This window comes from bacterium (Candidatus Blackallbacteria) CG13_big_fil_rev_8_21_14_2_50_49_14 (genome assembly GCA_002783405.1).
In the GTDB taxonomy this organism is placed as follows: domain Bacteria; phylum Cyanobacteriota; class Sericytochromatia; order UBA7694; family UBA7694.
In genome coordinates this window covers 331,583-358,178 of sequence record PFGG01000064.1, presented here as the reverse complement: position 1 = coordinate 358,178, position 26,596 = coordinate 331,583, and the positions used below count along the sequence as shown (strand labels likewise).

General features: G+C 47.5%; 21 protein-coding genes and 1 pseudogene. 12 read left to right on the top strand and 10 right to left on the bottom strand.

All coding sequences use genetic code 11. The annotated features are described in order from the left end of the window. Positions 1-2 precede the first annotated feature (2 nt). Together COW20_16870 and COW20_16865 are read right to left on the bottom strand one after the other, a co-directional pair. Positions 3-2,312: an alpha-glucosidase gene (locus COW20_16870; protein ID PIW46589.1), complete on the bottom strand. Its 2,310-nt coding sequence runs from the start codon at positions 2,310-2,312 to the stop codon at positions 3-5. Between the two features lie 60 nt (positions 2,313-2,372). Next, entirely contained in the window at positions 2,373-3,542 is a 1,170-nt protein-coding gene (locus tag COW20_16865; protein ID PIW46588.1) for an aminoacetone oxidase family FAD-binding enzyme, read from the bottom strand. Positions 3,543-3,726: 184 nt separating this feature from the next. Between COW20_16865 and COW20_16860 the strand changes: the two genes are divergently transcribed. Continuing rightward, entirely contained in the window at positions 3,727-4,545 is an 819-nt protein-coding gene (locus tag COW20_16860) for a hypothetical protein (protein PIW46587.1), read from the top strand. Between the two features lie 90 nt (positions 4,546-4,635). Beyond that, positions 4,636-5,484: a hypothetical protein gene (locus COW20_16855; GenBank protein ID PIW46586.1), complete on the top strand. Its 849-nt coding sequence runs from the start codon at positions 4,636-4,638 to the stop codon at positions 5,482-5,484. A 20-nt stretch (positions 5,485-5,504) separates the two neighbouring features. Here the strand turns inward: COW20_16855 and COW20_16850 are convergent, their stop codons facing one another. Further along, positions 5,505-6,668, bottom strand: coding sequence for a hypothetical protein (locus tag COW20_16850; protein PIW46585.1), 1,164 nt, complete (start codon positions 6,666-6,668; stop codon positions 5,505-5,507). Positions 6,669-6,839: 171 nt separating this feature from the next. On the opposite strand from COW20_16850, the pseudogene COW20_16845 reads away from it, so the two are divergent. The 4 genes and pseudogenes from COW20_16845 to COW20_16830 all read left to right on the top strand — a co-directional run bounded on the left by COW20_16845 (position 6,840) and on the right by COW20_16830 (position 11,564). Further along, a pseudogene (locus tag COW20_16845) lies at positions 6,840-7,940 on the top strand (transposase). A gap of 315 nt (positions 7,941-8,255) precedes the next feature. Then, entirely contained in the window at positions 8,256-9,932 is a 1,677-nt protein-coding gene (locus tag COW20_16840) for a hypothetical protein (GenBank protein ID PIW46584.1), read from the top strand. 99 nt (positions 9,933-10,031) lie between these two features. Beyond that, positions 10,032-10,739: a DNA-binding response regulator gene (locus COW20_16835; protein PIW46583.1), complete on the top strand. Its 708-nt coding sequence runs from the start codon at positions 10,032-10,034 to the stop codon at positions 10,737-10,739. A gap of 48 nt (positions 10,740-10,787) precedes the next feature. Beyond that, on the top strand, positions 10,788-11,564 hold the full coding sequence (locus COW20_16830; GenBank protein PIW46582.1) for a hypothetical protein: 777 nt from the start codon (positions 10,788-10,790) through the stop codon (positions 11,562-11,564). A gap of 4 nt (positions 11,565-11,568) precedes the next feature. On the opposite strand, the gene COW20_16825 is transcribed toward COW20_16830, so the two are convergent. Together COW20_16825 and COW20_16820 are read right to left on the bottom strand one after the other, a co-directional pair. Beyond that, positions 11,569-12,165, bottom strand: a complete 597-nt coding sequence (locus COW20_16825; GenBank protein ID PIW46581.1) for an SAM-dependent methyltransferase — start codon at positions 12,163-12,165, stop codon at positions 11,569-11,571. A gap of 11 nt (positions 12,166-12,176) precedes the next feature. Next, a complete protein-coding gene (locus COW20_16820; GenBank protein PIW46580.1) occupies positions 12,177-13,343 on the bottom strand; it encodes an IscS subfamily cysteine desulfurase in 1,167 nt (388 codons plus the stop codon). Between the two features lie 206 nt (positions 13,344-13,549). Here COW20_16820 and COW20_16815 point away from each other — a divergent pair, with 206 nt between their 5' ends. Together COW20_16815 and COW20_16810 are read left to right on the top strand one after the other, a co-directional pair. Beyond that, positions 13,550-14,176 (top strand): hypothetical protein, encoded by a 627-nt coding sequence (locus COW20_16815; GenBank protein ID PIW46579.1) that lies wholly within the window; start codon positions 13,550-13,552, stop codon positions 14,174-14,176. A gap of 226 nt (positions 14,177-14,402) precedes the next feature. Continuing rightward, a complete protein-coding gene (locus tag COW20_16810; GenBank protein PIW46578.1) occupies positions 14,403-15,122 on the top strand; it encodes a hypothetical protein in 720 nt (239 codons plus the stop codon). Positions 15,123-15,185: 63 nt separating this feature from the next. Here COW20_16810 and COW20_16805 read toward each other — a convergent pair whose 3' ends face one another. After that, positions 15,186-16,118, bottom strand: a complete 933-nt coding sequence (locus COW20_16805; protein ID PIW46577.1) for a hypothetical protein — start codon at positions 16,116-16,118, stop codon at positions 15,186-15,188. 185 nt (positions 16,119-16,303) lie between these two features. Here COW20_16805 and COW20_16800 point away from each other — a divergent pair, with 185 nt between their 5' ends. Next, positions 16,304-20,038, top strand: coding sequence for a hypothetical protein (locus tag COW20_16800; protein ID PIW46576.1), 3,735 nt, complete (start codon positions 16,304-16,306; stop codon positions 20,036-20,038). A gap of 2 nt (positions 20,039-20,040) precedes the next feature. Continuing rightward, positions 20,041-20,649 carry a CDP-alcohol phosphatidyltransferase gene (locus tag COW20_16795; GenBank protein PIW46575.1) on the top strand — a complete coding sequence of 203 codons (609 nt, stop codon included), beginning with the start codon at positions 20,041-20,043 and terminating at the stop codon, positions 20,647-20,649. A 45-nt stretch (positions 20,650-20,694) separates the two neighbouring features. On the opposite strand, the gene COW20_16790 is transcribed toward COW20_16795, so the two are convergent. Next, on the bottom strand, positions 20,695-21,144 hold the full coding sequence (locus COW20_16790) for a hypothetical protein (protein PIW46574.1): 450 nt from the start codon (positions 21,142-21,144) through the stop codon (positions 20,695-20,697). A gap of 177 nt (positions 21,145-21,321) precedes the next feature. Between COW20_16790 and COW20_16785 the strand changes: the two genes are divergently transcribed. Beyond that, positions 21,322-22,041, top strand: coding sequence for a dienelactone hydrolase family protein (locus COW20_16785; GenBank protein PIW46573.1), 720 nt, complete (start codon positions 21,322-21,324; stop codon positions 22,039-22,041). A gap of 56 nt (positions 22,042-22,097) precedes the next feature. Here COW20_16785 and COW20_16780 read toward each other — a convergent pair whose 3' ends face one another. From COW20_16780 to COW20_16770, 3 genes are read right to left on the bottom strand one after another with little or no spacing between them, the layout of a single operon-like run. Then, positions 22,098-23,573, bottom strand: coding sequence for a hypothetical protein (locus COW20_16780; protein PIW46572.1), 1,476 nt, complete (start codon positions 23,571-23,573; stop codon positions 22,098-22,100). Further along, complete coding sequence (locus tag COW20_16775) at positions 23,546-24,784, bottom strand: hypothetical protein (GenBank protein ID PIW46571.1); 1,239 nt, start codon at positions 24,782-24,784, stop codon at positions 23,546-23,548. Before COW20_16775 ends, COW20_16780 begins: the two co-directional genes overlap by 28 nt. Next, the gene (locus COW20_16770; GenBank protein ID PIW46570.1) at positions 24,774-25,805 is read right to left on the bottom strand and encodes a potassium channel protein; all 1,032 of its coding nucleotides are present in this window, start codon (positions 25,803-25,805) and stop codon (positions 24,774-24,776) included. The genes COW20_16775 and COW20_16770 overlap by 11 nt, the downstream gene beginning before the upstream one ends. An 84-nt stretch (positions 25,806-25,889) precedes the next feature. Between COW20_16770 and COW20_16765 the strand changes: the two genes are divergently transcribed. Continuing rightward, on the top strand, positions 25,890-26,576 hold the full coding sequence (locus COW20_16765; protein ID PIW46569.1) for a hypothetical protein: 687 nt from the start codon (positions 25,890-25,892) through the stop codon (positions 26,574-26,576). Positions 26,577-26,596 lie beyond the last annotated feature (20 nt).

Below are 26,596 nucleotides of genomic sequence, written 5' to 3'. Positions count from 1 at the left end.
TCTTACCAATTGACCTCTGCCCGATCACTGAGCTGCAGAATGAGTTGCCCGGCATCGTATTCAAAGCTTAAATTGGCCCTGAGCGGTTGGCTTAAAATCGGGAAAACCACTTTGCAGGAAACGGCTGGGGTCTGAATTATCTGCAAACAGTCCCCATCCCAAGAGCCTGAAAGCTCACGCCAATAACCAGGCTCAAACCCCTCTCCAGCATCTTGCCAGACCCGTCCGGCAAAGGTATCTTCAGGCGCAACGGACCAATACAGTTCATCCCAGTGTGCGTGGGCAGATTTTTGACCTGGGGGCAGCAAAGGCAAGGCAGTACCCGATTTTTGAAATAAAGGCAGACGATCCAAGGGGGTATCGACCAAAATCCATTCGCCCCCCGAATACCGCTTGGTGGTCCAAAAATCCTGCCAATGACCGGCAGGCAGGTAGACCGCTCGCTTGGTTTGCTCCGGACGCAAAGCCGGTGCAGCCAGCAGATCCGACCCCAAAAGACATTGGTCATGCAAAGCCCAGGTTTCAGAGTCTTCAGGATAATCAAAGAGCAAAGGGCGAAGTATCGGCTGCCCTGAAACTGAACTCAATTTCGCCTGGCTGTATAAATAGGGCATGATTTGATAGCGAAACTGCAGGGCTTTGCGAATATGACTGAGCCAAGGCTCCCCAAACTGCCAGGGTTCCTGACGTCGGCTGCCTTTGCCTGCATGGTTGCGCATAAAGGGATAGAGGGCTCCCAACCAAGTCCAACGCGTCAAAAGCTCACCATCACTGTCTCCTGAAAATCCGCCAATATCTGCCCCCACAAAAGGCACCCCTGATAAACCTAAATTCATCAACATCGGCAGGGAATTTTCAAGATGTTCCCAATAACTGCTGTTGTCGCCTGTCCAGACAAAGGCAAATTTTTGAATACCCGGCCCACCTGAACGGGTTAGAACAAAGGGTCTTTTCTCAGGTTGCAGGGCCAGAAGCCCCTCGGCTGTGGCCTGTGCCATCTGATAGCCATACAAATTGTGCATTTCAGCATGTGTCGATTTCCCCTGTCGTGCGTTCAGGGGAAGGGTTTTTCCTTTCCAATTGAAGGCGGAAGGCTCATTCATATCAATCCAGAGACCCGCTATTCCTTCTTGAAGATAGAACTCCTGATTCTTCCCCCACCAACTGCGCACATCTGAACGGGAAAAGTCAGGCCAAACCACAGGTTTGGGCCAAACTTCTCCTACCAATTCCTGATCCTGCTCATTGCGGATATAGGCCTGAATTTTACGTCCGGCCTCATAAACCACATAATTATTTTCCTGTTTAACCCCCGGATCCACAATCACAACCGTTTTATAGCCCATCTTTTCGAGCTGTCGCGTCATCTGCAAAGGTTCAGGAAAGCGTTGACTTGAAAAACTGAAAACCCGGTATCCCTGCATATGGTCAATATCCAGCCAGAGGGCATCCAAAGGCAAGTTGTGTCTCTGATAGGCTTCGGCCACCGCCAGCACACTTTCCTGATCCGGGTAAGACCAGCGACATTGATGAACCCCCAAGGCCCAGAGAGGAGGAAGTGGAGCCCGCCCCGTCAAGGCTGAATATCGTTCAAGAATCGCCTCGGGTGTGGGCCCTGGAATCAGATAGAGATCGAGGGTGGGGCCTGCAGTATAAATACTCCAGGTATCCTGATCCGTATAACCCAGGTCAAAGGAGCTGTACCAGCTTTCATCCAGAAAAACCCCCAGATACTCCTTGCCTCTGCGAACGATCACAAAAGGATGCGACTGGTAAAGCGGATCAGCTTGTGGGGTGTGAAAAAACTCATCGGTGGTCCAATTCTTCCAGAGTCGGCCCCGTTTATTGAGAAAACCTGTGCGTTCTCCCAATCCATAAAAGGCGTCTGCTTCCTGAAGATCAAAATGCAGGGTTAAACCCGAACCACGCGGCAAACCATCACTCAGATCCAGGGCCGGGTGTCGCATTCCCGCAGGAGGCAAATCATCCTGGCGCAAAAAGGGAGAATCGCTGCTGACGCCCAAGGCCCTTAAAAAAGACCAGCTCCAGCCGAAGGGAGAACGCTTGAGATCCATCGTCCCGATCGTCTCAGAGTCAATTTGAGCCCCTTGCTCTGAAAGCTGAAACTCAATTTTTTGGGATTCAAAGGGGCTGACGATCCAACTTGGTTTGTGCTGATCTTCAGGGCGGTGCCAGACCAGGACGCGCCAAATTCCCAAGGGATGGGCCTCAAGCCGTGCCTGATAACGACTGCCGTGCAGCTCAAGCCCTTTTTCTCCCCCGCGCAGCTCTCTGAATTGAATTTGACTCATGGGATATTCAACCTCCTGAAATGAAATGCACTTCCCCCGCCATCAGCCTTCTGAAAAGAATCAAACCGCCTGGCCAGCCGCGTGTCCGGAAGCCCAAGCCCATTGAAAATTATACCCCCCCAACCACCCAGTCACATCCAGAAGCTCACCTACGAAATACAATCCAGGCACCAAACGTGACTCGAGGGTCTTTGACGACACTTGAGCGGTGTCGAGCCCACCCGTAGTCACTTCGGCTTTGCTATAGCCCGCTGTTTTGGCAGGCAGCATCTGCCAGGCCTGTAAAGCTTGAAACAAGGCCTGTTTTTCAGCAGGATCAAAACGGAAAGCGGGTTTGGCAGGAAAGTATTTTTCAGACCAAAAGCGCACAAAGCGGCGGGGGAGATAAGCATCCAAAAGACTGGTCACCTGGGCAGGCTGTTTTTCTTGAACCCAAGCCTCAAAGAGATGTGCAAGATCCAGATCTGGCAAAAAATTAATTTCAAGCACTTCGCCAGCTTTCCAATAGGAAGAAATTTGCAGAATCGCAGGGCCACTTAGACCCTGGTGGGTAAACAGTGCATTTTCCCGAAAATTGATCTCAGGGAGCGTAACGCGGGTATCAAGCGCCAGGCCACGCAGTTCAGCAAAGGCCATTTGGGCTTCTGAAAATATCAGCGGAACCAGTCCTGGTTCAGGTGAGACCATGCGATGTCCAAAAAACTTCGCCAGGCGATAGCCCAAATCACTGGCTCCCACTTTGGGGATCGAGAGCCCTCCCGTTGCCAGGATCACCTTGTCTGCCAACAAAGTTTCATGCGCTGTTTCAAGTACAAAAACTTCAGTTTTTCGCAAACTGTGAACCCGAACCCCGGTGTGTATTTTTACACCTGCTTGAGCGGCTTCAGAAAGCAACATCTCAAGGATATCTGAGGCGGAACGGTCACAAAACAACTGACCCAGTTTTTTTTCGTGGTAGGGAATCCCGTGCGCTTCAATCCAGGCGATAAAATCTCCAGGGGTATAACGCGCCAAGGCTGATTTACAAAAATGAGGGTTTTGGGAAAGATAATTTTCTGGGCTGGCATACAGATTGGTGAAATTGCAGCGCCCGCCCCCTGAAATCAGGATTTTACGTCCAGGTTTGGCCTGGTGTTCAAGCAAAAGCACACGCCTGCCACGACGTGCTGCCGTGATCGCAGCCATCAGACCTGCTGCACCCGCGCCAATAATAATCACATCCCATTGCATAAAGACGAATTTTACTCTATTCCCGAGCAAAAAATACAGAGGAAGGAAGTTTTTTATGCTTCAGGCTGGAAAAATGGATCGCGCATTGGTTAAACTGATCAAGAGGCTCAAAACACAGAAAGACGGTTACTGCTCTCAAACTGTTTGGATTGTGACTTTGCCCAAATTGTAGACAGGTAATAATATGATAGACACCTTAAACAAACACGAACTCAAGCTCGATGAAATTTTAATACATGAAGAAAAACCCCTAGATAGCGCAAAATTAGAGCATCTGATCGAAAGCATTCAGGAGAAAGGTCTGGTCAGTCCAGTTACGCTTAACAGTGATCATCATCTAATTGCGGGCTTTCATCGTTTTATGGCCTTTAAAAAACTGGCTGAAAAAGATCCCCAGACCTATGGCCAAATTCCGGTTAGAATCTTGAATGAAGCAGACTGCCAACAGCTTCAACAACTTGAAACCACTGAAAAACTTTTTCGCACCGATTTAAGCATCCTTGAAAAAGCAGAAGCCTTCAAAGCCTATTTTGACTCACTCAAATATGGCCAGGAACGCCATAAAACAACGGTTATTTTTAAGACCTTGGATATTTCCAGGCGTACTTTTTTCAATTTACGCGCAATTGCGGAACGACTCAGCCAAGAAGTCAGAGAACGTATCAAAACCTTAACTCAACAGGAATTAAGCAATTCTACCCCCCAATTGCTGGCCCTTGCCAAATATGAGGAGAGTATTCAGTTGCGCTTGTTGGAACGCCTTGAACAGGGTCTTGCGGCAACGGTTTTTGATGCCATTCGCCAGGACGAACAGGATCAACTCGATGAAAGTACGGGCCGCAAAGGCAGAAGAAAATTTCTCAAATCACCGAGTTTAAAATTAAACAAAGATCTGCGCAAAGAACTGCTTGAGCTGTCTCGTAAAACGGGAAAAGGCCAGAACGAACTCTTCAACGAAATTTTTGAAACCGGTTTAGAACTGATTCAGCGCCAGTATCTCTAAGCTGCTTGCAACCATCAAACGAAAGAGCGTCTTTGACTTTCTTTCGTTTTTTGCTGAAGTCGCTTCTGCCTGAACCATGCCAGCAAAATCATGAGCGAAGACAGCCGAATTTTTGACACCCCAGGAGTGAAGTTTGAAATGAAATTCTACCCATGGTCTTTAGCGATGGCACTTGTAAGCCTGTTTCCATTCGTTGCCCAAGCCACAGAAATTCATTGCCTGGATACGGGGATTGCCAATGTTTACCTGCTCAAAGGCAAAAAATCGTTTTTGATAGATACCAGTTCACACGGCCATGAAAAAGAAATTGAAGCTTGGCTGCAAAAGCAAGGCACTCCCTTGAAAAGCCTCGAAGCCATTATTTTGACCCATGGACATGGGGATCATGCAGGCGGCGCAATGGAATTGGGTAAAAAGCAGGGAGTCCCCGTTTGGGTCGGCGCTCAAGATCATGGCATGCTGAAACAAGGCAAGTCACGCCCTTTGCTCGCGACCAGTTTTATTGCCGGCTTGCTCGGAATCTTTGTCGATAGCCCTTATCCTGCTTATACGGCCGATCGCGAAATTTCATCAGCGGTGGATCTTGCCCCCTATGGGATCAATGGACAGATTATACCTTTGCCTGGGCACACCCAAGGTTCGCTGGCCCTGATTTTAAACGACAGTCACAGCGCGATTGTCGGCGATTTGATCCGGGGGGGTGTTTTTCAAACTGAAGAGCCCCGTTTACATTTTTTTCATGAAGCGCGCCCACAAACCCAATGGCAACTCTGGCAATTGCTTAAACACCAGAAGATTCAAACCTTTTATCCTGGACATTTCGGACCTTTAAATCGCGAAGCAATTGAAAAAAGCTTTTTTCCAACAGGGCTTTTTAACTGGCTAATGCCAATTACTGAAGGCGAAAGACAGGGCTTTCCAAGCTATTCTAATCTTTAGATTGTGAACAAGCCAAAGTTTTACTTGGGGGGCAAGCGCCCCAAATCCGTGCCAATCACAACACGCTGCCCAGGTTGGACGCGCAGATTGTCTGGGCCAGGATCATCAATCGTGAGGGTATGCATCAGGTATTTTTCAAGTCCTTCTGAAGGCATTTCAATTTGAGCACCATAAGTACAGACCAAGACTTTGGGGTCTCTTTGTGTTTTATCAATACCGACGACAGCCATGGCATGTCCCCAAACATTGACCAGAACCGGTCGGCCGCGTGCAATTTCATCTTCAAGATACCCCATCCCGCTGCTGGCGCTCAGGGTACTCAAAGGCCAGCACATGATTGTCGCCGTATCATCATAATCAACCCCAGGGCCAGCCAGCTTTTCAAGCCCTTTGCGCTGTTGACCTGCACTCGGTGCCGTTTGGTTGGCGCCTTCATCCAAGTTTGAATGGTATTTGCCTTTTCCCAACATGAGATCCATATAGGCGTTCTGAAGCACTGCTTCTGACAATTGTCGATCTTCTTTCTGGGCATCACGCCAATCATCATTGGGTTGCAAAGTCTGGCCGTCAGGCAAAGCAACGGGTTTGCCCTCCGCCAAATTCAATACCATTTTGAGGTATTGATTGGGATGTGCACTGGCGGTCAAAACCTGTAAAGAAGCAGCGGCGCAGGAACCTTTCCCCCCCTGACCAATCATGGCGGGGACCGCCAGATCCCGAAAAACGGAACTCGCAATTTTATTTCTCTCAAACGGGGTCAAGCGCGAATCTGGGTTTTTCAAAAATGCGTCCAAGCTCTTGAGGTGATTCTTAGCCTTCGCAAAGCCCTCTCTGCGAAAAAACAATTCTGTCACGCCAAGATCGATCATCAAGGGAGAAATCAGCTGATTTTCATAGAGCTGATTCACCAAGGGCTGAAGTTCAGAAGCTTCGACCCCTAATCGCTGGGCCATATGCTCAATATCAGCCTGTCGATCCGATTTTTTGCCTGAGTAGATGGTTTTAAAATGCGTTTGAATTTTGCTCCAGGCATCCTGTTGAATGGCCAGATCTTCAAACTTTTTCGCTCCGCGAACGGGGGCCTCGCTCAAAAACCCCACATGACTCAAAGCAGATGCTTCTGTTTCAATTCCACAGCTCAGATGCTGATCCGCTTGAATCGGAAGTTTCTTTTTACCGGACATGCCGTAAAGCCCCTTCCTTATCTATAGCTGTCCAGATCTGTAGCGTTCACGAACAGTTCAAGGTTAGGTGGGGGAGTTCTGCTCGCATGGGTATATGAGGCAGACCCAGCTACGCTGGGTCATAATACCTTTCAATAATATTTACTTTTATACTCAAATGATTGGCGTAATATGCAGTATAATACCCTTATGTTAGTGTATGAATTTAAACTCAAAGGCAAGTCTCATCAGTATCAAGCGATAGATGAAGCCATTCGTGTCGTGCAGTTTATTAGAAACAAAGCTGTACGTTATTGGATGGATAATCGAGGCTCAGGCAAGAATGACCTCTACAAACTGGCTGCTTCACTCCCTAAAGAGTTTGAATTCTCAGATAAGTTGAACTCAACAGCCCGACAGCAAGCCACAGAAAGGGCTTGGAGTGCTATTTCTAAGTTTTTTGAAAACTGTAAGAAAAAGATTCCCGGTAAAAAAGGGTATCCCAAATTTCAAAAGGACAACCGTTCTGTTGAATACAAACAATCCGGTTGGAAACTGGTGGATGGCTGCAAACGCATCCATTTTTCAGATAAGTGCGGTATTGGCACGCTCAAACTGATTGGAAAACAATGTCTGAATCAATTTCAAGACAAGATTAAACGGGTACGTTTGGTGCGCCGTGCGGATGGGTACTATGCCCAATTCTGTCTGGACATTGAGCGCAAAGAGCATTTGACCAGCACAGGCTCAATTGTAGGCTTGGATATGGGGATTAGCTATCTTTGGACAGACAGTAATGGAAATACCCTTGAAAATCCCAGAACGCTGAAACGTGCGGAAAAAGCCCTGAAACGGGTACAGCGTAGGCTGTCACGCAAACAGAAGGGCTCCTCTAATAGAAGGAAACAAATCAAGCGTTTGGCAAAAAAACATCTGAAAGTGCAAAGACAACGTAAAGACTTCGCAATCAAGGCTGCGAGGGCGTTATACCAGTCTCATGACTTGGTGGTTATTGAAAACCTTCAGGTGAAAAACATGCTGAAAAACCACAATCTAGCAAAGGCTATCTCAGATGCAAGCTGGCATCAGATTAAGCGGTGGTTAGAGTATTTTAGCCGTGTATTTTCCAAGGGTTTTGTCATTGTCTCACCTCATCATACCAGCCAAGATTGTAGTAGCTGTGGGGAGAGGGTTGCCAAAAGCCTGAGTGAACGGGTGCATCACTGTGATACATGCAGTTTAGAGTTAGACCGTGACCACAATGCTGCACGCAATATACTCAGCAAAGGATTAGGTTTAATCGGTACTGTGGGGCACACAGGAACCGGACATCCTAGAGATGTTGAAACGCCTGAGGAGAGACAAACCGCTGCTTGAATCTGGAAACAGACTTTAGTAAGTTTGCTCAGTGAATCAGGAACCCCCGTCAATTATAGCGGGAAGGATGTCAGCTGTTAGAATAGAAGTAACTCAATTATAGACTTCTTTTGCTTGAATCTGAATCAAAGAATCTGAGAGATTAAATTCAAATAATAAAAATAATAAGCAATGTTTAAGTTTTTTTGACTATAAGGAAGATGAGAATTTAACAACCGGGAGACTGTCCATATGCCGAATATCAATTCCAATCCCGCTCAGATTGCCAGTGCGCCTCTGATTAACGAGGCCCCCAGGACGCAAACCAGCGCACCTGTCATCGAAACCCCTGCCATTCAAAAGGCAGAAAGTCTTTCGACAGGTGAACAGGTCAAAATGGGCTCCTATACTGTCAAACGTGGTGATACCCTTTGGGATATTGCTGGCGTTAAATTGGGAGACAATAAAAAATGGCCCCTGCTCTTTGCCTTGAATCAAGACAAGATCAAAAATCCAGATTTGATTTACCCTGGACAGGTATTAACAGTCCCCGAAAAAGTAGAGGTGGCCCCTCCGGCCCCCAAACCTGAACTGCCTTCGCCCGTTGATTACACGCCTGCACCTGTTCAGGAAGAACCAGTTGTGGCCGTTCCAAGTGCCCCCCCCGCTCCCGTTCAGGAAACACCGCCTGAACCGCCCAGCGCAGAAACACCTGTCACGCTTAAACCGCCCTCTGAATTGCCTGAGCCAGCCCCAGAGACTCCGGTTCAACCCACCCCTCCCGTCGTTGAGCCCGTGGCAGAGCAACCCATCTGTGAGCCTGTAACAGAAGCACCTGTCGCTCCACCGACCGGCGTGATTGGTCATCCTCCCGTCGCAGAACACAAAAGCTCAGGCGTCGGCAAAGCCGCTTTGGTCGGCGGCGCCTTTGGTACCGTCGCAACAGGTGCCGTTTTGATCGGCGTCACCAAAAGTCTGGCTCCCCCCCTGTCCAACCTGGGGGGCTATGCCACCGCTCAAGTGGTCGCCAAAAGCGTCAATTCGGTGGTCGGCAAAGTGGGCTTGCACGTTCCCACTGGGCCCGCCTTGACCAAGATCGTTTCGAAGGTGGGGGGCCCCAAAATGGCCGGTGCCGTGACAGCCTTGGCAGTCGGTGCAGTGGTCGCTGGCGTGGCGGCAGGCGGTTATTATCTCTATAACCGCAGCAACAGTAAACAAGAGCCGGCTCCTGCGCAAAAGCCAGCCCCCTCTCAACCGAGTGAGACAGCAGTTCCCACTCAAGCGGCCTCTCCCAATGCGGCAACAGTTGCGGCACCAAGCGCTGCTCCTGCTGAAGTAACAACTCCCGCACAAGCAGCAGCGGCCAGTGAAGCAACCCCTGCCGAAAATTTGCAGCCTGTTGCAAATGATCCCGCCACGGCCCGTGCTGAAGCCATGAAAAAACTCAACGAAACCCTGGGGCAAAAAGCCTATTTTGGCTATGGCAAAATCACCAATCCTGAAGCAGTAAGTCAATTGAGTGAACAAATCTGGGTCGGAGCCACTGAAATTGGACACCGGCTGGAATTGGCGCAAACCCTTGTTAAAAACGGACAGGCCCCAGAATTGGGAAGAATCATGTCCAATATGGGTGTTTCTGACCTTGAAGTGGCTCAACTCATGGCGCAGCCAGGTTTCCCAACCAAAGAATTCATGGCAGGGGTGGACGATAACCGCGCAACCCTGCTCTTGATCTCACTTTCGAATGTCGCCACCACAGGCGAGCCCGAAACTGCGCGTCTGCTGAAAGAGACAGCCGATGCTTTTTCTGGACGGTTTAAGGATCGCGAAGCCCCCTTCGTGCGTCTCAAGTCCCACCACGAAAATCAAGGAACCTGGGAACAGGTTCCCGCCGAAGTCAGAACCCGGATTGAGACCCTGATCAAATAGTCAAATTTTCAAAATGGCCCGGAAATTCCGGGCCATTTTGCTTTTTTGTAGGAACCTGTTTCTGTTAATCTGAATTCATTCTGCTTGATAGGAGTGAGCATGACCCGTCTGCTTTTGGTTGAAGATGATGCCCATATTGCCAATGGCCTCAAGTTTAATCTCGAACTTGAGGGCTACGAAGTCAGCCACGCAAGTGATGGCAAACAGGCGCGCACTTGGTTATTTGATGAAAAATTAAACTATGATCTGATCCTTTTGGACATCATGCTGCCCCACTACAGTGGATTTGATCTCTGCCATGCCCTGCGCAAACAGAAAAACTATACGCCCATATTAATTCTGACGGCACGAAACTTTGAATCAGATAAGATCAAAGGATTGCGGCTGGGCGCTGACGACTATCTTACCAAGCCCTTTAATCTTGAAGAGCTTTTAACCCGGATTCAGGTTTTGCTGCGCCGCCAGGAATGGCATCAGCAGCAAGAAAAATTGACCACCTTAAGCTTTGGAAATGTGCAAATCGATTTTGAAAGATTTGAAGTGCTTCAAAATGGCCAGGCGATCAAACTAACCCCTTTGGAACTGAAACTGATTCGTGTTTTTGCAGAACAGGAAGGTTTGGTTCTTTCCCGTGACGAGCTTTTAGAGCAGGTTTGGGACATTCACGATGGCAGCAGCCCACGCACCGTTGACAATTTTGTCATGCGGCTGCGGAAAATTTTTGAAACAGATCCCGCTCACCCCCGCCATTTTCATGCCATCAGAGGGGTGGGATACAAGTTTACGCGTGAGCAGACAGCTGATTAAGGCTGTGATATACTGGCCTCACAAAATTTCAAAGATGGAGTCACTCACATGAAAAAACGCAGCAAAATAATTGGTTTGAGTTTCGCCTTGCTCATGGCCAGCTCCTTTGGCCTTCAAGCCCAAGCGCTGACGTTTACCTATTCAGATAAAACCCAGAGGGTGGCTCCTTATTTTGATTTCCGGGGCGACTATGATTTGCCTTTTAACTTGAATATCGCAGGTTCCTTGGGTTTTACCAACGATCTTTCCTCCTTTGTTTCACCTCTTTCCCCAGGTTCAGGCAATGCTGCCGGCTCAGATTTACTTTCCCAGGCCCTTTCTCAAATTAAATGGGATGCTTTAACAGATTTGCAGCTGAATCTGGGCTATAACTTCAATTTTGTCAATCTCGATTTGGGCATTGGCAAAGTCGCAGCCACGGTGACACCCTACCTCGGTTACCGGCATATGTTCACATCAACCGGATCACTCAGTGCCTCTCCCACCAATTCCCAGTTAATGGGCGTGAACTATGGCGCACGTTTAAAAATTGGGCTTCCGCTGGGTTTTTCAGGCTATGGCTATTTAGCAGCCTCATCTTTGCTCAGTGGCAGCCTGGATCAGGGCAGTGGTGGAACACCGATTCAGACCAATGGCATGGTTTTACCTGAGTTTGGCGCAGGTGCAGCCTGGCATTTGCCCATTCTGGATCTTGCCAGTATTTATCTTGGCTACCGTGGATTTTTTCTGCCCAATGATTTACGTTTGAGCAGCAGCTTCACCAACGGAAGTTCATTGGTACACGGGGTCAGCGCAGGCGTCAACGTTCTCTTCTTCGGAATTTAAGCTTTTAGGGCTTACGTGCCAGACAACGCACCACATGTGCAGCCCCCTGGTGGTAAGCCCCTTCTTTCAGTTCAATTTCCCCCTCAACTAAACTGAGGAAATTGAAACAATTAAAATCTTCGCGCAGCTCATGGGCATGCACCAGCATTTCAGCCTGCTTCGGTCCACCCGAAGGATAGTTTAACTGATGCGGTGAAAAACACTCCACAATCAAGTGTCCGCCAGGCTTTAACCAAGCTTGAAGCTTTTGATGGAAGGCTGTTCTTAAGGCTGCAGGCATATGGGCGTAGATCAAAGCAATTGCATCAAACTGTTCGCCGTCAAAGGCAGAATCTTCATACCCCACATGCAGGTATTCAATGGATACCTCATTTTCAGCTGCCCAAGCCAGCGCTCTTTCACGCCCCACTTCAGCGTTATCAAAAGCAGTGACTGCCCAGCCCTTTTGTGCAGCATAAACAGCATTTCGCCCCTGTCCTTCAGCAGGCAAGAGAAGCTTTCCGGGCGTTAAGCCCTCTAGCATTTCTTTAAAAAAGGCATTGGGTTCTCTGCCATAGACAAATTCAGGTTCAGAAAATCGTTGGTTCCAAAAATTTTGCATACTACTTACCTCTAAAAGGGGATACGGGAAGGGTTTTCCCGCAGGGTTTGAATGGTTCGGATCACGGCTTGAATCGCCATTTCAATTTCTTCTTCCTGGGTAAAACGGCCCAGAGAAAAACGAACCGGGTTGTCCATTTGGCTTTCAGGCAGCCCCATCGCATCCAAAACATACGAGGCCTTGCCAGAACCAGAAGAACAGGCAGATCCTGTACTGACAGCCAAGTCTTTTAATTGCCCCACCAGTTTGCCTTTTTTGAGCCCCCCAAAACAGAGATGCAGGATAGCAGGAGAACTCTTATCCAAGTCACAGCTGAGTTTTACCTCGGAAACCCCTGCTTGAATCCCCTCCCAAAGGCGCTGCCGAAGAAGTTTTAAGCGAGCGAGTTCTTCTGTCTGCTCAGATCTCGCCCATTCTGCAGCCAGACCAAAGCCGACAATTGCAGGCACATTCAAAGTTCCTGCTCTCAGGCCAAACTCCTGTCCACCGCCTTCAATGCAAGCTCTTAAAGGAATCGCAGGTGATTTTTGACGCAGATACAAACAACCCACCCCTTTGGGGCCATACATCTTATGGGCACTGAGCGAGAGCAGATCAATCTTCAGGTCATCAACATTGATGGGCAATTTGCCCCCTGCTTGCACAGCATCACAATGAAAAAGCACTTGCCTTTCAGTGCAGATTTTGCCAATTTCTTCAATCGGCTGGAGCGTACCCACTTCATTATTGACAGCCATCACCGAGACAAGTGCAGTCTTCTCAGAAATTTGAGCGCTTAAGCGCTCAAGATTCACACGGCCTTGCGAATCTACAGGCAGGATTTCAACGTCAAAGCCCCTCTCGGCCATGGCTTGGGCCGAGCACAAAACAGACTTGTGTTCAGTGGCAACCGTCATCACTTGGTTTTTCTCTGGCGCAAGATGGGCCAAGCCCTTAAAAACCAGATTATTGCTTTCTGAAGCACCACTGGTAAAAAATATCTCGGTGGCCTTTGCACCGATCAGGGCAGCAATACGTTCTCTGGCCCGATGAACAGCAAGCAAGGCTTCGCGACCATAGGCGTGGGTTAAATTGGCAGGATTGCCAAACTGCTCAGAAAACCAGGGAAGCATCTCTGGTAAAATTCTCGGATCCAGGGGAGTTGTTGCGCAGTAATCAAGATAAATGGGCTTTTGCATAAGAGTTTAAACCTTTGAAAATCTGATGAAAACTAGCACAGACCATGCTTCTGTGTCAATTTTATATATATTACCTAAACTATATAATATATTTATTTTGGAATTTTTTTTCGATTTAATTGACACAATCAGCATATTTGGAATAGAATGAATTACAAGTTAATTATGGTTAAAGATTAGGTTAAGAAAGTTTAGGTCTCTCTGCAATGTTTTCGGTCTTAAAATCAACTCTTCCCCTCTTCCTGGCAACCCTGACTCTGAGTGCCTGTGGCCAGTCACTTCAGCCGACAGCGGTCAGAATTCCGGCTCAACCGATTCGTATGGTACAGCCTGTCGCCAGTGTTAGTTTATTGCTCAAATTCAAACCCGAAATCAGCCGCAATGAAAAATCCCTTTTACTTTCTGAATATAATTTAAGCCTGAAGCAAAACCTTGACGCGATTAATGTTTACGTGGTGCTCGTCCCGCCATCTGCTCCCCTTTCCTTATTGGAAAAATTAAAAGCAGATCAACGTTTGAGTTATGTTGAATCCAATTCAGCCTTGTCTCGAAATCCTGGCTTTACCTTGGCGGGTCAACCTTCTCGATTTCTCACTTTGATTGGTAAACAGGTCGAATTAGAAGGTATTTATACCTCAGATCATCAAGGAGCCTCCCTGATGTTGGCAGAAGGCGAAGAACTGACTCTCGTTTCACAAGAGAGTCGCGTACTGGAAACGCTTCCTGGAATTGAAACCCGGAGTCGTATCAGAATGAAAGGCATTATCCGCCCCTTCAATGCAAACCTCTCCAAACCTGTTGCATTGATGCCCCTAAAATACCAGCGGATTTAATCAGTTTTAAGCAAAAATTTGGCAGTCTTTTCTGCCAAACATCTGGATAACCTTGGCCTGTCCTTATTGGACAGGCTTTTTTTTATCCAGATTCGCTAAATTCAGGTCGAAAAATCTCAGCAAAGGATTAAATTTTCGTAAAAATCCATGCAAATTCCAAACCCAACAGGCAATTTAACCCCCTTAAGACCATATAATAAAGTCAAGACTATCTTTGGCAGGCACCATGTTAAGACCGCTTCAGATTCCCCAACCGGGTCTCGCAATGATTCAAACGCAATCCGTTAGCCGGATGCTGGGTGTCTCTGCCTCTGTTCAATCTCAAAATACAGGGACGGGTAGCAGAGACCAATTCCAATTGATGCACCCCAGTTTGCTGATGCAACGCTCAGCAACGCCCATCTCCGTTCCACCTGTCAGTTTTTCCTCTCCCACACAGCAACTCCAATACCTGGGTCAAAAATATGGCGTTGTTCAAACGGGCTCCCTCAGCCAGTTTCAAACAGAGGTCATCAAAGCTGTGATCCGGGTCAAAGCGCGGGAACATGGTATTCCTGAAAAAGTGGCTTTGGGAATAGCCGGCAATGAAAGTGGCTGGAAAATGTGGAGCAATCTTGAGAAAGGCACTGTGATCCAAGGTAAAAATATTCGCGATGGTGAATTGAAATCCACGGATTGGGGCGTCATGCAGATCAATGACAAAGCCCACGGTTCAGCGCGGGTTTTTCCACGGGCAAAATATGATCTTGAATTCAATATTGATTATGGCTTAAGTTTTCTGGCGCGTCAGCGTCAGAAAATCAAAGGAGATCTTGGATTGGGCTTGGGAGATTGGGATCGCACTGTTGCCTCTTATAATTTGGGCCACGACCCACAAACCAGTAAAAGCCTGGCCATTGCTCAAAACTATGTCAGCCATGTGAGCAATAAAACCCAATACGCCTAAGCAAAAGCGAAGCCTCTTCATAAAAAAAGCACCGCAGAGCGGTACTTTTGGTTTGTTGAGAGTTTATTTTTGTGTTTTCATAAACTCTGAAACATTTAGCATCATTTCTCGCATGCGTTCTTGAAGCTTGGTTTCAGAAAACTGCCCCAAATCCTGTTTCAAACGTTTTTGTTTCAACATATCCAATAACTTATCAATGGACTCTTTCAAATCTTGATGTGGGGAATTGGTAATTGGATTATTCAGAGCTTCGTCCCCTGCGGTGGATGGAGCAGTGGCAGGAGCGTCTGAGCCTTCTGATGGTTCAGACGGCGCTTCGGCAGCCTCAGTTTGATTTGGCTCAGCAGAAGCTTCAGAAGATGCCGACTCGGCAGGGGCTTCAGCCGCCTCAGTTTCGGTAGGCTCAGCAGGGGCTTCAGAAGATGCCGATTCAGCTGGCTCTGCAGGCGCCTCAGTTTGATTTGGCTCAGCAGGGGCTTCGGGAGATGCCGACTCAGCTGGCTCTGCAGGCGCAACTGCTGCTTCAGAAGGAGCGGCCGGGGTAGCGGGTGCTTCGGCAGAGCCTGTCTCTTCAGAAGATTTATTTAAACCCAGTTTTTCAGCGGTTTTATCCAGTACAGCTTTGAATTGGTTCACAATTCGCGCCAGTTGAGAATCGGGAGGAGGATTTAGTTCTTGTATGGCTGCTGCCAATTGTTTGAAGGAAGCGAGGAATTCTGAATCGGGTTTGGCAGAATTCTGATTGAGCTTTTCAGCCATTCGGTTTAATTTCTTTTCAAAAATCCCACCTGCCACAGGATTAAAACCTGAATCTTGGGTAATTCCATTTTTGATATTCACAGAACCTGGAGAGCTGGGGGCTGCGGGGGAAGCCTCAGTTGCAGGCGCCTGAGGAGGAGTGGGTGCAGCAGGTGCTTGAGGTTGAACGGGGGGGGTTGCTGCTGGACGTAAGGGTGTGACCGGACCAGGACCAGGCTGAAATGAAGGCGTTAGCATATAAAAACCTCTCGCATATAAACTCTTAGATAATTCTCACATATACTATATACCCAAAAATAAAAAAAAATTGCAAATCAAAGAAACTTAATCCGAAAAGGAACAAGACCGATAGAATAGTATATAGACAAACTTCCCACCCACAGGAATAGCTCTGGGTTCGCACCCTACAGGAGAAAAGCACAATGGCCTTAAAAATAGGAAAAATAAAACACAAACCCGGTATTCGCCTGACGGGTCCGCTGTATCAAACGACTCCCTTCGCTCGCTTTAACCGAGAATTGTCTTCCAGACTCATTCAAAACGGACACTACGATCTCTGTCTTGCTGCCGAAGACCTGAACAGTTCCCATGCTCTGAGCTTGCCAGCAGAACTGGAAGCAAAAATCTCGCGCAAGCCTAGCCATTTGCAATTTGAGTTGATCCACCAAGGCCTGCCGCCAGAATTAGAAACCACTTCAGCAAAATGGATCCATTGCCTGCCTTGGGAATATGGTTCAAGCCCTATCGATTGGCATCAATTGCTGCTCTATTCAAGTGACGAGGTTTGGGTACATACCCGTGAAAACTATGAACTTTACCAAAAAGAGGGCATTCATCCTGATCGCCTGGCGCTTGTGCCGATAGGCGTTGATGCTAAACTATTCAACCCCTCCGCGCCCCCCATGCGGATACCCGGTCGAAAAAAATTCTGCTTCTTATTTTCAGGAGAATTGCTATGGTATTCAGGTCTGGATCTCTTGCTTCAGGCCTTCGTAAATGAGTTTCTCCCTGATGAAGAGGTCAGTCTGATCATCAAAGTGCAAGGTGCAACCCACTCCACAGAGCAAAAGGGCATTTTGCAAATGATTCAAAATTTTCAAGCCAACCCAGATAATCCCAGCATCGTTTTGCTTGAACATCAAATGAACGCTCAGGAAGAGGCCTCTCTCTATACAGCTTGCCAAGCCTTGGTTTCACCTTTTCGCGCTGAAGCCTTTGGGTTTTCAATTTTTGAAGCCATGGCCTGTGGTTTGCCAGTGATTCTGACCCAAACCGAGCATCGTTTGGGCATAGAAGAAAGTGACTTGAATATTTGGCTCAAAAGCCGCCCCGTCAAATCGACAGAAAAACAAATCGGGGGAATTCCTACTCTCCATTACCCCTCCTGGCATGAAAACAACCTGGCTGAAATCCGTTACCATATGCGGCATCTCTTTGAGAACCCCTCAAAATTTCAAGCAATGGGCTCGAAAGCCAGCCAATATGTACACCAAAATTTCAGTTGGGAACAGACACTGGAGATAGCGCTCAATCGCATCAAGAATCTGAATGAGAAGCCTATCTTTCGTCAGGAACAAAACCGTTTGCAGGCCAAAACCCTACAGGCCTTAGAAAAACTTCATGCGGGCTATGCACAGGAAGCCCTCGAACTCTTAGAAGAAGTGTTGCTTGAAGACAGCGGGAATCCGGTTCTGCATCTGGATATCGGCACCCTGCAATTGCAATTGAAACACTATTCAGAAGCCTTAAATCACTTTCAGACGGCTCTCAAACAAAGCCCCAACAATGCAAATTTGTATTCTGTTGCTGGCATCGCACTTTATCATTCAGGCGCTCTTTCGCTTGCGCAAAAATCCTTTCAACAGGCTTTGCAACTGAATCCAGAGCACCAAGGTGCGCGTGAAAGTCTCAAAGCTTTTTCTCAATCACTTGAGCCAAGCGAAATCCCAGCTGAGTTTGCAGAATGGGAAAAACTCTTGGAAAGTGCCCCTCAAGCCAAACACAAGCAGAGCTTATCGCTCTGTATGATCGTCAAAAATGAAGAGCGCTTTTTACGCAACTGCCTGGAAAGTGTTCGAGAAATAGTCGATGAGATGATCATTGTCGATACAGGTTCTACGGATCAAACGGTGAAAATTGCTGAAGAGATGGGGGCCCAGGTTTTTCATTTTAAATGGACAGGTAGTTTTTCAGAAGCGCGTAATCAGGCCATTCAACATGCCAGCGGCGACTGGATCTTAATCCTGGATGCGGATGAGGTCATTGCACCTGAAACTCTCCACAATATTCATGAACTGATCAAAACACCCCAGTCCCAACTAACTGGGTATCAACTCAAAATCAGAAATTTCAGCAAAGAGGGAAATGAAATCGATACGGTTGAGCATTATATGCTGCGCCTGTTTCCCAGACATTCTGAACTGCACTATACCGGGTTTATTCATGAACAATTGGAGCCGCGTACCCCAGGTTATCCTTTTGAAAGGCTCGCCACACCCGATGTCTTGATTCTGCACTACGGCTATACAGGCAGTTTAATGCAGGAACGTGATAAATATCAGCGCAACCTCGAATTGGTTCAAACCTCACTTCGTCAGGATCCAGAGAACCCTTTCCATTCCTTTAATCTGGGCCTGACCTACCGCGTCCAGGAAGAAAATGAAGCGGCACTTTCAGCCTTTTTAGACGCCGTTGAGAAATCAAAAAAACGTGAAAACCTTCCCACCTATATGAGCGCCTGTTGGTCTTATATCGCGTCTATTTATCTGCAATTGAATCAGAATGAAAAAGCACTTGATACCCTCCAAAATGCGCCTGAAATTTGTCAAAGCAATCCCGATTATTGGGTGAATTTTGGCACTGCCTGGAGTCAAGCAGGAGAATATACAAAATCAATTGAAGCCTTTCAAAAAGCCATGGCATTGAGATTAGAAGCCTTTACTTCGCTCGTTTCAGACAGAGCGGCCACCACCTGGAAGCCCTATGCAGGAATCGGCAATACCTATCTGATGCAAGGGGATCTCGAAAATGCAGATCATTATTTCAGACGCGCCCTGCGTGAAAACCCTGAAAACCCAGAGATCCGCCTGGGCTTGGCCCGACTGGCTTTGTTCAGACAAAAACCTGATGAGGCCCGTAAATATCTCGACGATAGCCATCTGCCCCCCCAACAGGCAGGCGCCTTTCAACTGGAATTGGCGCGCTGTGAGATGCTTGAAAAGAATACCCCAGCGGCCCTGACCCTGCTCGAAAAACTTGTAGAAAATTTTGATGCCACCGATGCCCTGGGTCAGGCTGCACGGGTAGAGTTGGGCAATCTCTACCTACGTGAGAACCAAATAGACAAAGCCCGTGCGCTCTTAGAAAATTTAGAGCCCACCCACGCCTTACTTCAAAATATTGCCCGTTTTCATTTTAAAACGGGCGCGCTTGAAAAAGTCAAAGCGATCTATAACGATCTGATCGCCAAAGACCTGGCAGGGGCATCAGACTTCAGACACCGAGGAATTATTTGGCTTGAAGAAGGCAGACATCGCGAAGCCCAGGCCGATTTTGAAAAAGCCCTCAGTCTGGATGCAAAGGATCCAGATTCACTCCACAATCTGGGAGTGATTGCTTTGCAACAGGGAGATTATGCTTTGGCCAAAAACTATTTTTTAACCGTCCGCGCCAAATTCCCAGATTTTGTACTGAGCAGCTTGGATCTAGCCAGCATTGAATTGAACGAAGGGCATAACGAACAAGCTGAGGCCTATCTGCGTGAAATTCTCTTAAAGGAACCGCACCACGCAGATACCTTGATGCTCTTGGCAGGCCTAAAAAGTTCACAAGGAGAAACTGGTGAAGCCAGTGCCTTGTATATGGATATTCTTGAAAAAAATCCACGGCACAGTGAAGCTCTCATTCAATTGGGCTATCTCTTAATCGGTATTCAGGAATACAGCCAGGCCCTGCAACTTTTTGAAAGGGCCCTCAATATCGGCCCACAAACGATCGCGCTGTACAATGGCATTGGCTTGATCTTTCTTGAGCAGGAAAAGTTTATAGATGCCCGCAATGCCTTTCTATTGGCCTACCAACTCGAACCAGACAATGAAGAAGTTCTCAAGGCGCTTCAAATTTCTGATCGCTTGTGCGAACAGACCCAACCCGCCTGAAAATGTTGGATGCCTGGCTTCGTCCCCATATCGATCGCCCTTTGCAAGCCATTGCCGAACAGCTTGAAAAAGTGGGGCTCCATGCCAATGCCGTGACTTTGATCGGGTTCTGTCTGGGGCTGGCTGCAGCTTCGGCCTTGGCTTGGCGCCAATTTGGCTGGGGGCTGGGATTTTTTTTGTTGAACCGCTTGCTGGATGGTCTCGATGGTGCCTTGGCCAGACGCCTGGGCCCTACAGATTTTGGTGGCTATCTAGATATTGTTTCTGATTTTTTAGTGTATGCCCTGCTGGTTTTTGCTATGGCATTGGCCCAACCCGATTCGGCCCTGCACGCCAGTCTCCTTTTATTCAGTTTTATGGGAACCTCAACCACCTTCCTGGCCTATGCCATTCTGGCCGCAAAACGCAATCTGCATACCCAGGCACGAGGCCCCAAGGCCTTTTACTATCTTGGCGGTTTGACAGAGGGGAGTGAAACCCTGATCTTTTTTTGTATCCTGTTCCTCATTCCCGAACAGTTTAAACTGCTGGCCTTGATCTTTAGCGCCATGTGTCTCTTAACGACTTTTTCGAGAATGCTCAGTGCCTGGCATAGTTTTCAGAGCCCATGAAAAAGCCCCTGGAAGCTCGCTTCCAGGGGCTTAAAAAGGGTAAATTTAAGCGATACGAATGCCGACACTGGAACCCGCTACCGCTCTGGGGTAATGGGGAACAGGAGGCATGGGAGGCTGGGGATGATGGATCAGATGCTGATCGACAATCACGCCATGCTCGCCATAGGCTTTTTCATAATTGCGCAATTCACCTTTGCGATTCCAGAAAGGGCCGCTGTTCTTCAGCTCACCATCATTGTTGGTATCAAATAATTTTAATACACCTGTTAATTCATCACGGGTGACTTGTCCATCGCCATCAATATCGGCCTTCGCAAAAAGCTTATCGTGATCATAACGGGTCAAGGTGATGGTGTCATAATTCTGACCGGGAATAAAATCACGTACAAAGCGCTCCGTTTCAGGGCGCTGACCGCGCAGAGAAATCACGCCATCATTGTTGGTATCATAATTGCGAATAATTTGACTGCTTAAAGAACTGATCGAAACCATACAAAAACTCCTTAAAATTGCCCAAACTGATTTAACCTATACTTAACCATAACATAATAAAAATTTTAAATCAATCCCCCCAACGCCCTCATCTTCAGTGAAATTTGAGAGATATCGCTCTCAAGACAGTTCTGTTATAATTCTCAGCACAAATTTTCTCAAAACACGGGAGACTTCATGGCAGAAATTCGCACATTTCATGAAACAATTGCTATTTCAGACGAGACCGAAATGGTGGCATATGTAGCCAGCCCCGAACAAGAAGGGCTTTACCCTGCACTATTACTTTTTCAGGAAATTTTTGGCGTCAATGAGCATATCCGGCAAGTGGCCGATCGGCTTGCAGCAGAAGGCTATATGGTCGTGGCTCCAGATATTTTTCATCGCAGCAGCCCGGGTTTCGAAAGTGGTTATGAGGATCTTCAGCCTGGCAGAACCCAAGCAGCAGCCCTTACCCCTGAGGGCCTCAAAGCAGATATTAAGGCCTGCTATGAATGGTTACAACACCATCCCCATGTCGCTGGCGATCGAATTGGCAGCATGGGTTTTTGCCTGGGAGGGAGACTCAGTTTTCTTGCAAATGCCTGGATTCCGCTCAAAGCAGCAGTTTCATTTTATGGGGCAGGCATTGCTGAAAATCATCTGGAACTCTGTGAATATCTCCATGCCCCTCAACTCTTTTTCTGGGCAGGACAAGATCCCTGGATTCAACCCGAAAGCCATCAAAAACTCACCCAAAAACTCCGTGAATTGAAAAAGGACTTCGTCACGGTTGAATTTGCAAATGTGGATCATGGCTTTGCCTGCGATGCACGCAGCAACTATGATTTTAACGCAGCAAGACAAGCCTGGTCGCTGAGCTTATCTTTTTTAGATTCTTATCTAAAAAAATACTGAGCTTAAAGCTGAGAGAGCTCCCTTAACAGGGTGTATCCACATTCTGAACAAAAATCTCAAGGCTTCAAATCTGGCTGATAGCGCCCATACAAAAAAGTGATATTGATACGGCGGTTCAAATAACCCGGTTTAAAATTCACCTGATCAGTGGCATGAAAAAACCGCGAGCGAAAAATCACAGCCCGGTTCTGGCGGTAGGCAATTTTAACAGGAGAGATCTGCTCTGCTTGGATCAAGGCCTGCATGCGCTCAGTTTCAGTATTGAGAGTCTGAAACGACCAATCCTGTGGCGCTTCCAAAGGAAAGACCAAAAGCCCACCATGTTCAGGATCCTGATTGGCGCTCTCTGGGGTCAGCCAGAGATTGATATTCACATGCGCAGCGTCAGCGTGCAGACCGATCCCCTCACATTGACTGTCATGGTTATAACCCCACATTTGCAAGAGCGACCAGGCACCTAAAATGCCAGGTAATTTCTCTTTGAGCTCACGCGCAACCTGATAGAGCAAAGGGCAGTTAAAGCCATCGTCCATATAACTGCCCAAATACCCCCCTGATTTATGATCATCATGCCAGATCGTCGATTTTTGGCAAAAATGCAGGAGTGCTTCACAGGCATCAGGCGCAAGAAGTGAATCCAAAACCAAAATTCCATCTTTTTGAAAGCTCGCCTCTAAACGCTCTGTATCTTCAATTCGAACAAGCTCTGAAGGAAATTCAGGCACAGGTGAAATATGAATATTGCGCCCCAATACGGGCAAAACCTTGGCATGTTGCTCTGCAGATAAAACAATCGGATAGGCTGTCTTATTCTGGCTGGCCAAGTCACGCAGAAGATCTTGGTAATTTTGTAGAATCAGCTTAAAATGCCCGGATAAATAATGCCCTTGAATTAAAAAATCCAATTGTTCCTGGTCAAAATTGAGTTTGCTCCAAGAGGTGCGAAAGCGATGAGGAACGGCTTCATTCACAGCTTCGGGCATCCATTCACGCAAATCATTCCAGGCAATGCCACGGGCCAAACGATAAGCCCGTGCAAAATGCCCATGGGCCTCCTGCCAATGTCCCACAGAGAGTTCAAGCCGACCCAGATAGACTTCTGCCGCACTGTCTAAAGGAAAAATTTGTGTGACCTGCTTGTATTTTTCCCGTGCCCCACTTAAATCCCCCTGGAGGTAGAGCAAGTGTCCCCAGGCATAATAGAGTTCAGGATTTCCTGGGGTAAATCGCAAAGCCCATTGAAGATGTGTCAAAGCCAATCCCGGCAAGCCCCCAGCCAATTGACGCATGCGTAATTCGTGCAAACTGGAAAGAAAGACAGAAAAGAGTTTGAGCCCGGCAACGGCCAGAACCAAATCCCAGAGCGAAAGGGGCCATTGGCGTTCCAAGGGTAAAAACGCGGCATTGACACAAAATGCCGTTACAAAAATGGCAAGGGCAATCAATGCCACCCAATGAATCACCAAAAAAGCACGCAGCCATTTGGGTGATTGAAATAAAAATTTTATAATTGATCCTGTAACCATTCCCATACCGGTAACCACCATTTGCCACTGCGTGAAAGTTCATCCCCTGTTTCTTCAGCCCCTGCCAAGAGATGGCGGTGATCAGGGGCCCCGCCATACATTCCCCAATAAATACTGCCCATGCCTCCGTCATTCAGAGCAAAAAACTGATTGTTCTCAGACCCCAAATAGAGTTGATTTCCCGCAATCGCCGGAGAACCATGGATCGGATGTCCTGCATGAAACTTCCAGCGAGGAATCCCACGGTGACTGAGAGAATAGACATACCCATCCCGTGACGAAAAATAAACCGCACGCGAAGAGATGGCGGGTGTTGAATAAATGGCGTCTTTGGCCCTGTATTTCCAGCGCAGACGCCCTGTTTTGCGATCAATAGCATAAAAGCTCTTATCATTGCTGCCGACATAAACCTTATCGCCATACACCACCGGGCTGGATTCTTCAATATAGCCACGCGTTTCATAGCGCCAGCGCAAACGACCTGATTCAGCTTTTAAGGCATAGAGATGACGATCCCAAGAGCCAATATACAAGGTGCCGGCATGCAAGACAGGAGAAGATTGCGAAAAATAGCCTTCTCCACGGTAACGCCAGATCAATTTTCCGGTTTTACTGTCCAGAGCATGTACCATCTGATCCCAGCCACCAAAAAAAACTTTGCCATAGCCCAAAGCCGGAGAGCCGTCAATTGGGTGCGAAATGGGGTATTTCCAATCCAAAATGCCTGTTTTGGCATCTAAAGCATAGAGATTGCGATCCCGACAACCAAAATAGACACGGCCATAGCCACCGGCAACTGTACCGAGAATCGGTCCTTCGGTTCTAAACTGCCAAAGTAGACGCCCGTTTTCGAGATCCAAGGCATAGAGGTTATGGTCGGTACTGCCAAAATAGACAGTATTCTGATAAACCGTAGGATAGCCCTGAACATTCCCTCCGGTTTGAAAGCCCCACATGATCTTGTGATTGCGTCCATCCAGGGCGACGACGCTGTCAGTAATCACTTTGTCCTGCTCATCTTTGCGTTCCTGTTTCTGATAACCTGAAAGCAGCAGATCCTGGGTGCCATCGTGATTGATATCTACCAGTGTGATGCGGGGATCCCAATAGCGGGAATGAAGAATCCAATGAATGCCCCCCGGCCGACCCATACAGGAAAATAGCGAAAAGAGACAGGCTGTCTGAACGAGAAGTTGCAGAACAGAACTAACTCGCAAAATAGCTCCTGGCCTTTCCAATCCAATCAATATTTCCCAACACGACCAGCGTGTCACCCGTATGGGTCAAGGTATCCGCCACGGGATTATAAAGCGGGGCTTCGTGGTCATTAGCTGGCAGAAGCGCCAAAACCAATAAATTGCCAAATTGTTCAGGCAAGCGCAAATTTTTTAAGGAACAGCCATTGCAGATCTGACCTGTAATCTTGATTTCTTCAATACGGATACTTTCACTTTTGATGCGCATCATGGTGTCGAGAAACTGCACCACATGGGGATGGATCATCTGACTGACCATGCGCAAGCCCCCAATTGAATCCGGACAGACGACCTCATCGGCCCCTGCCATACGCATTTTGCGAGCAGAACTTTGATGTACGATTTTAGCGATGATACGAATGCCTGGATTTAAGCCCCGGGCTGTAATCGTCACAAAGAGATTGTCACGATCCTCAGGCAGGGTCGTAATTAAGCCCACAGCCTGTTCAATGCCTGCTTGTTTTAATATTTCATCGTCTGTGGCATCGCCAATCAAGCCCAGCAGATTATAGTTATGAAAATGCTCTCGCATATATTCAAAGGCAGCAGGATCTTTTTCAATCACGACAAAGGGCCTTCTCGCCGTAAGAAGTTCTTCAACGGCATAAAAAGCAGTTTGGCCACCCCCTGCAATAATTAAGTGAGAATTCAATTTTTCAATTTCGCGAAACATACGCCGATGGGATAAAAAGTTTTTTAATTCCCCTTCAACTAAAAAAGCTGTAAGGTATGAAGCGAAGTATACCGTAATTCCCATGCCACAGAGCAGCAAAAACATAGTAAAGACACGGGCTGGCTTATTGTGAAGAATATCAATCGTTTCGCCATATCCCGTGGTGGTAATGGAAATAATCGTCATATACAAGGCTTCAAACAGATCGCTGCCTGTGAGCAGGATATAGCCCAAAGTGCCAAAACAAATCAGCCCTAAAAATAGGGCGAGAGAAACAAATAGGCGTGTTTTGGTCAGTCGTGAACGCATTTACTCAAACTCCTTGGGCATTATAACCTGAAGCAGGCTTGCCCTTTGATAGAATAGGATCAGCAGGATAAACAGGAGTCAAGTATGGAAAGGCTATGCGGAAACTGTGCTTATGGTGGCACAGCTTATACCCGTTATGGTGAGGAAGACGAGGCTTTCGTGATTTGTGAAATCAAAGAAATAGAAAACCGTCACCGCAAACCAGACCGCTACAATACCACCTCAGCGGTCTCCCGCATGCATATACAGCGTGAAGCCTGCCATAACTGGCGCCCCAAAGAAGCGCAGTTCACACATGAGCGCCCCTTAACCATGCACCCCCCCAGCCAAGATGAAGATTACGATTTGATCAGACCGCCAGCCAGCCGAGGCAGCAGTGCGGAACAGGAAGAGATTAAGAAACTCAAACTGCAAATGATTCAGAAAGATCAAATGATCGCCTCCCTACAAACCCAGAATATCTTTATGAGCGAGCAGCTGAATCAGGCCCGTGAAGACAATGAAAATCTGAAACAATCTGTCGCACAGGTTCGTTTTTTTGATCCCACACTTTTGGCGCAAATGGATTATTTTACGCTTCTGGGAATCAGCCTGGAAAGCAAGCCAGATGAAATCAAAGATGCCTATCGCAGCAAAATGAAGTTTTACCATCCCGATCGGTTTGCGACGATTGCACGCATGTTAAATGAAGCCTACGATACACTCATGGAGCCGGGTAAACGAAGTCAATACTTACAAAAATTAAGAGCAGACCGCCAGGGAACCTCCTGAACTGCCTGCTCAAATTTCAG

Coding starts and splice junctions, on each gene's coding strand:
- COW20_16870 (PIW46589.1), bottom strand. CDS start 2,312: ATGAGTCAAATTCAATTCAGAGAGCTGCGCGGGGGAGAAAAAGGGCTT.
- COW20_16865 (PIW46588.1), bottom strand. CDS start 3,542: ATGCAATGGGATGTGATTATTATTGGCGCGGGTGCAGCAGGTCTGATG.
- COW20_16860 (PIW46587.1), top strand. CDS start 3,727: ATGATAGACACCTTAAACAAACACGAACTCAAGCTCGATGAAATTTTA.
- COW20_16855 (PIW46586.1), top strand. CDS start 4,636: ATGAGCGAAGACAGCCGAATTTTTGACACCCCAGGAGTGAAGTTTGAA.
- COW20_16850 (PIW46585.1), bottom strand. CDS start 6,668: ATGTCCGGTAAAAAGAAACTTCCGATTCAAGCGGATCAGCATCTGAGC.
- COW20_16840 (PIW46584.1), top strand. CDS start 8,256: ATGCCGAATATCAATTCCAATCCCGCTCAGATTGCCAGTGCGCCTCTG.
- COW20_16835 (PIW46583.1), top strand. CDS start 10,032: ATGACCCGTCTGCTTTTGGTTGAAGATGATGCCCATATTGCCAATGGC.
- COW20_16830 (PIW46582.1), top strand. CDS start 10,788: ATGAAAAAACGCAGCAAAATAATTGGTTTGAGTTTCGCCTTGCTCATG.
- COW20_16825 (PIW46581.1), bottom strand. CDS start 12,165: ATGCAAAATTTTTGGAACCAACGATTTTCTGAACCTGAATTTGTCTAT.
- COW20_16820 (PIW46580.1), bottom strand. CDS start 13,343: ATGCAAAAGCCCATTTATCTTGATTACTGCGCAACAACTCCCCTGGAT.
- COW20_16815 (PIW46579.1), top strand. CDS start 13,550: ATGTTTTCGGTCTTAAAATCAACTCTTCCCCTCTTCCTGGCAACCCTG.
- COW20_16810 (PIW46578.1), top strand. CDS start 14,403: ATGTTAAGACCGCTTCAGATTCCCCAACCGGGTCTCGCAATGATTCAA.
- COW20_16805 (PIW46577.1), bottom strand. CDS start 16,118: ATGCTAACGCCTTCATTTCAGCCTGGTCCTGGTCCGGTCACACCCTTA.
- COW20_16800 (PIW46576.1), top strand. CDS start 16,304: ATGGCCTTAAAAATAGGAAAAATAAAACACAAACCCGGTATTCGCCTG.
- COW20_16795 (PIW46575.1), top strand. CDS start 20,041: ATGTTGGATGCCTGGCTTCGTCCCCATATCGATCGCCCTTTGCAAGCC.
- COW20_16790 (PIW46574.1), bottom strand. CDS start 21,144: ATGGTTTCGATCAGTTCTTTAAGCAGTCAAATTATTCGCAATTATGAT.
- COW20_16785 (PIW46573.1), top strand. CDS start 21,322: ATGGCAGAAATTCGCACATTTCATGAAACAATTGCTATTTCAGACGAG.
- COW20_16780 (PIW46572.1), bottom strand. CDS start 23,573: ATGGGAATGGTTACAGGATCAATTATAAAATTTTTATTTCAATCACCC.
- COW20_16770 (PIW46570.1), bottom strand. CDS start 25,805: ATGCGTTCACGACTGACCAAAACACGCCTATTTGTTTCTCTCGCCCTA.
- COW20_16765 (PIW46569.1), top strand. CDS start 25,890: ATGGAAAGGCTATGCGGAAACTGTGCTTATGGTGGCACAGCTTATACC.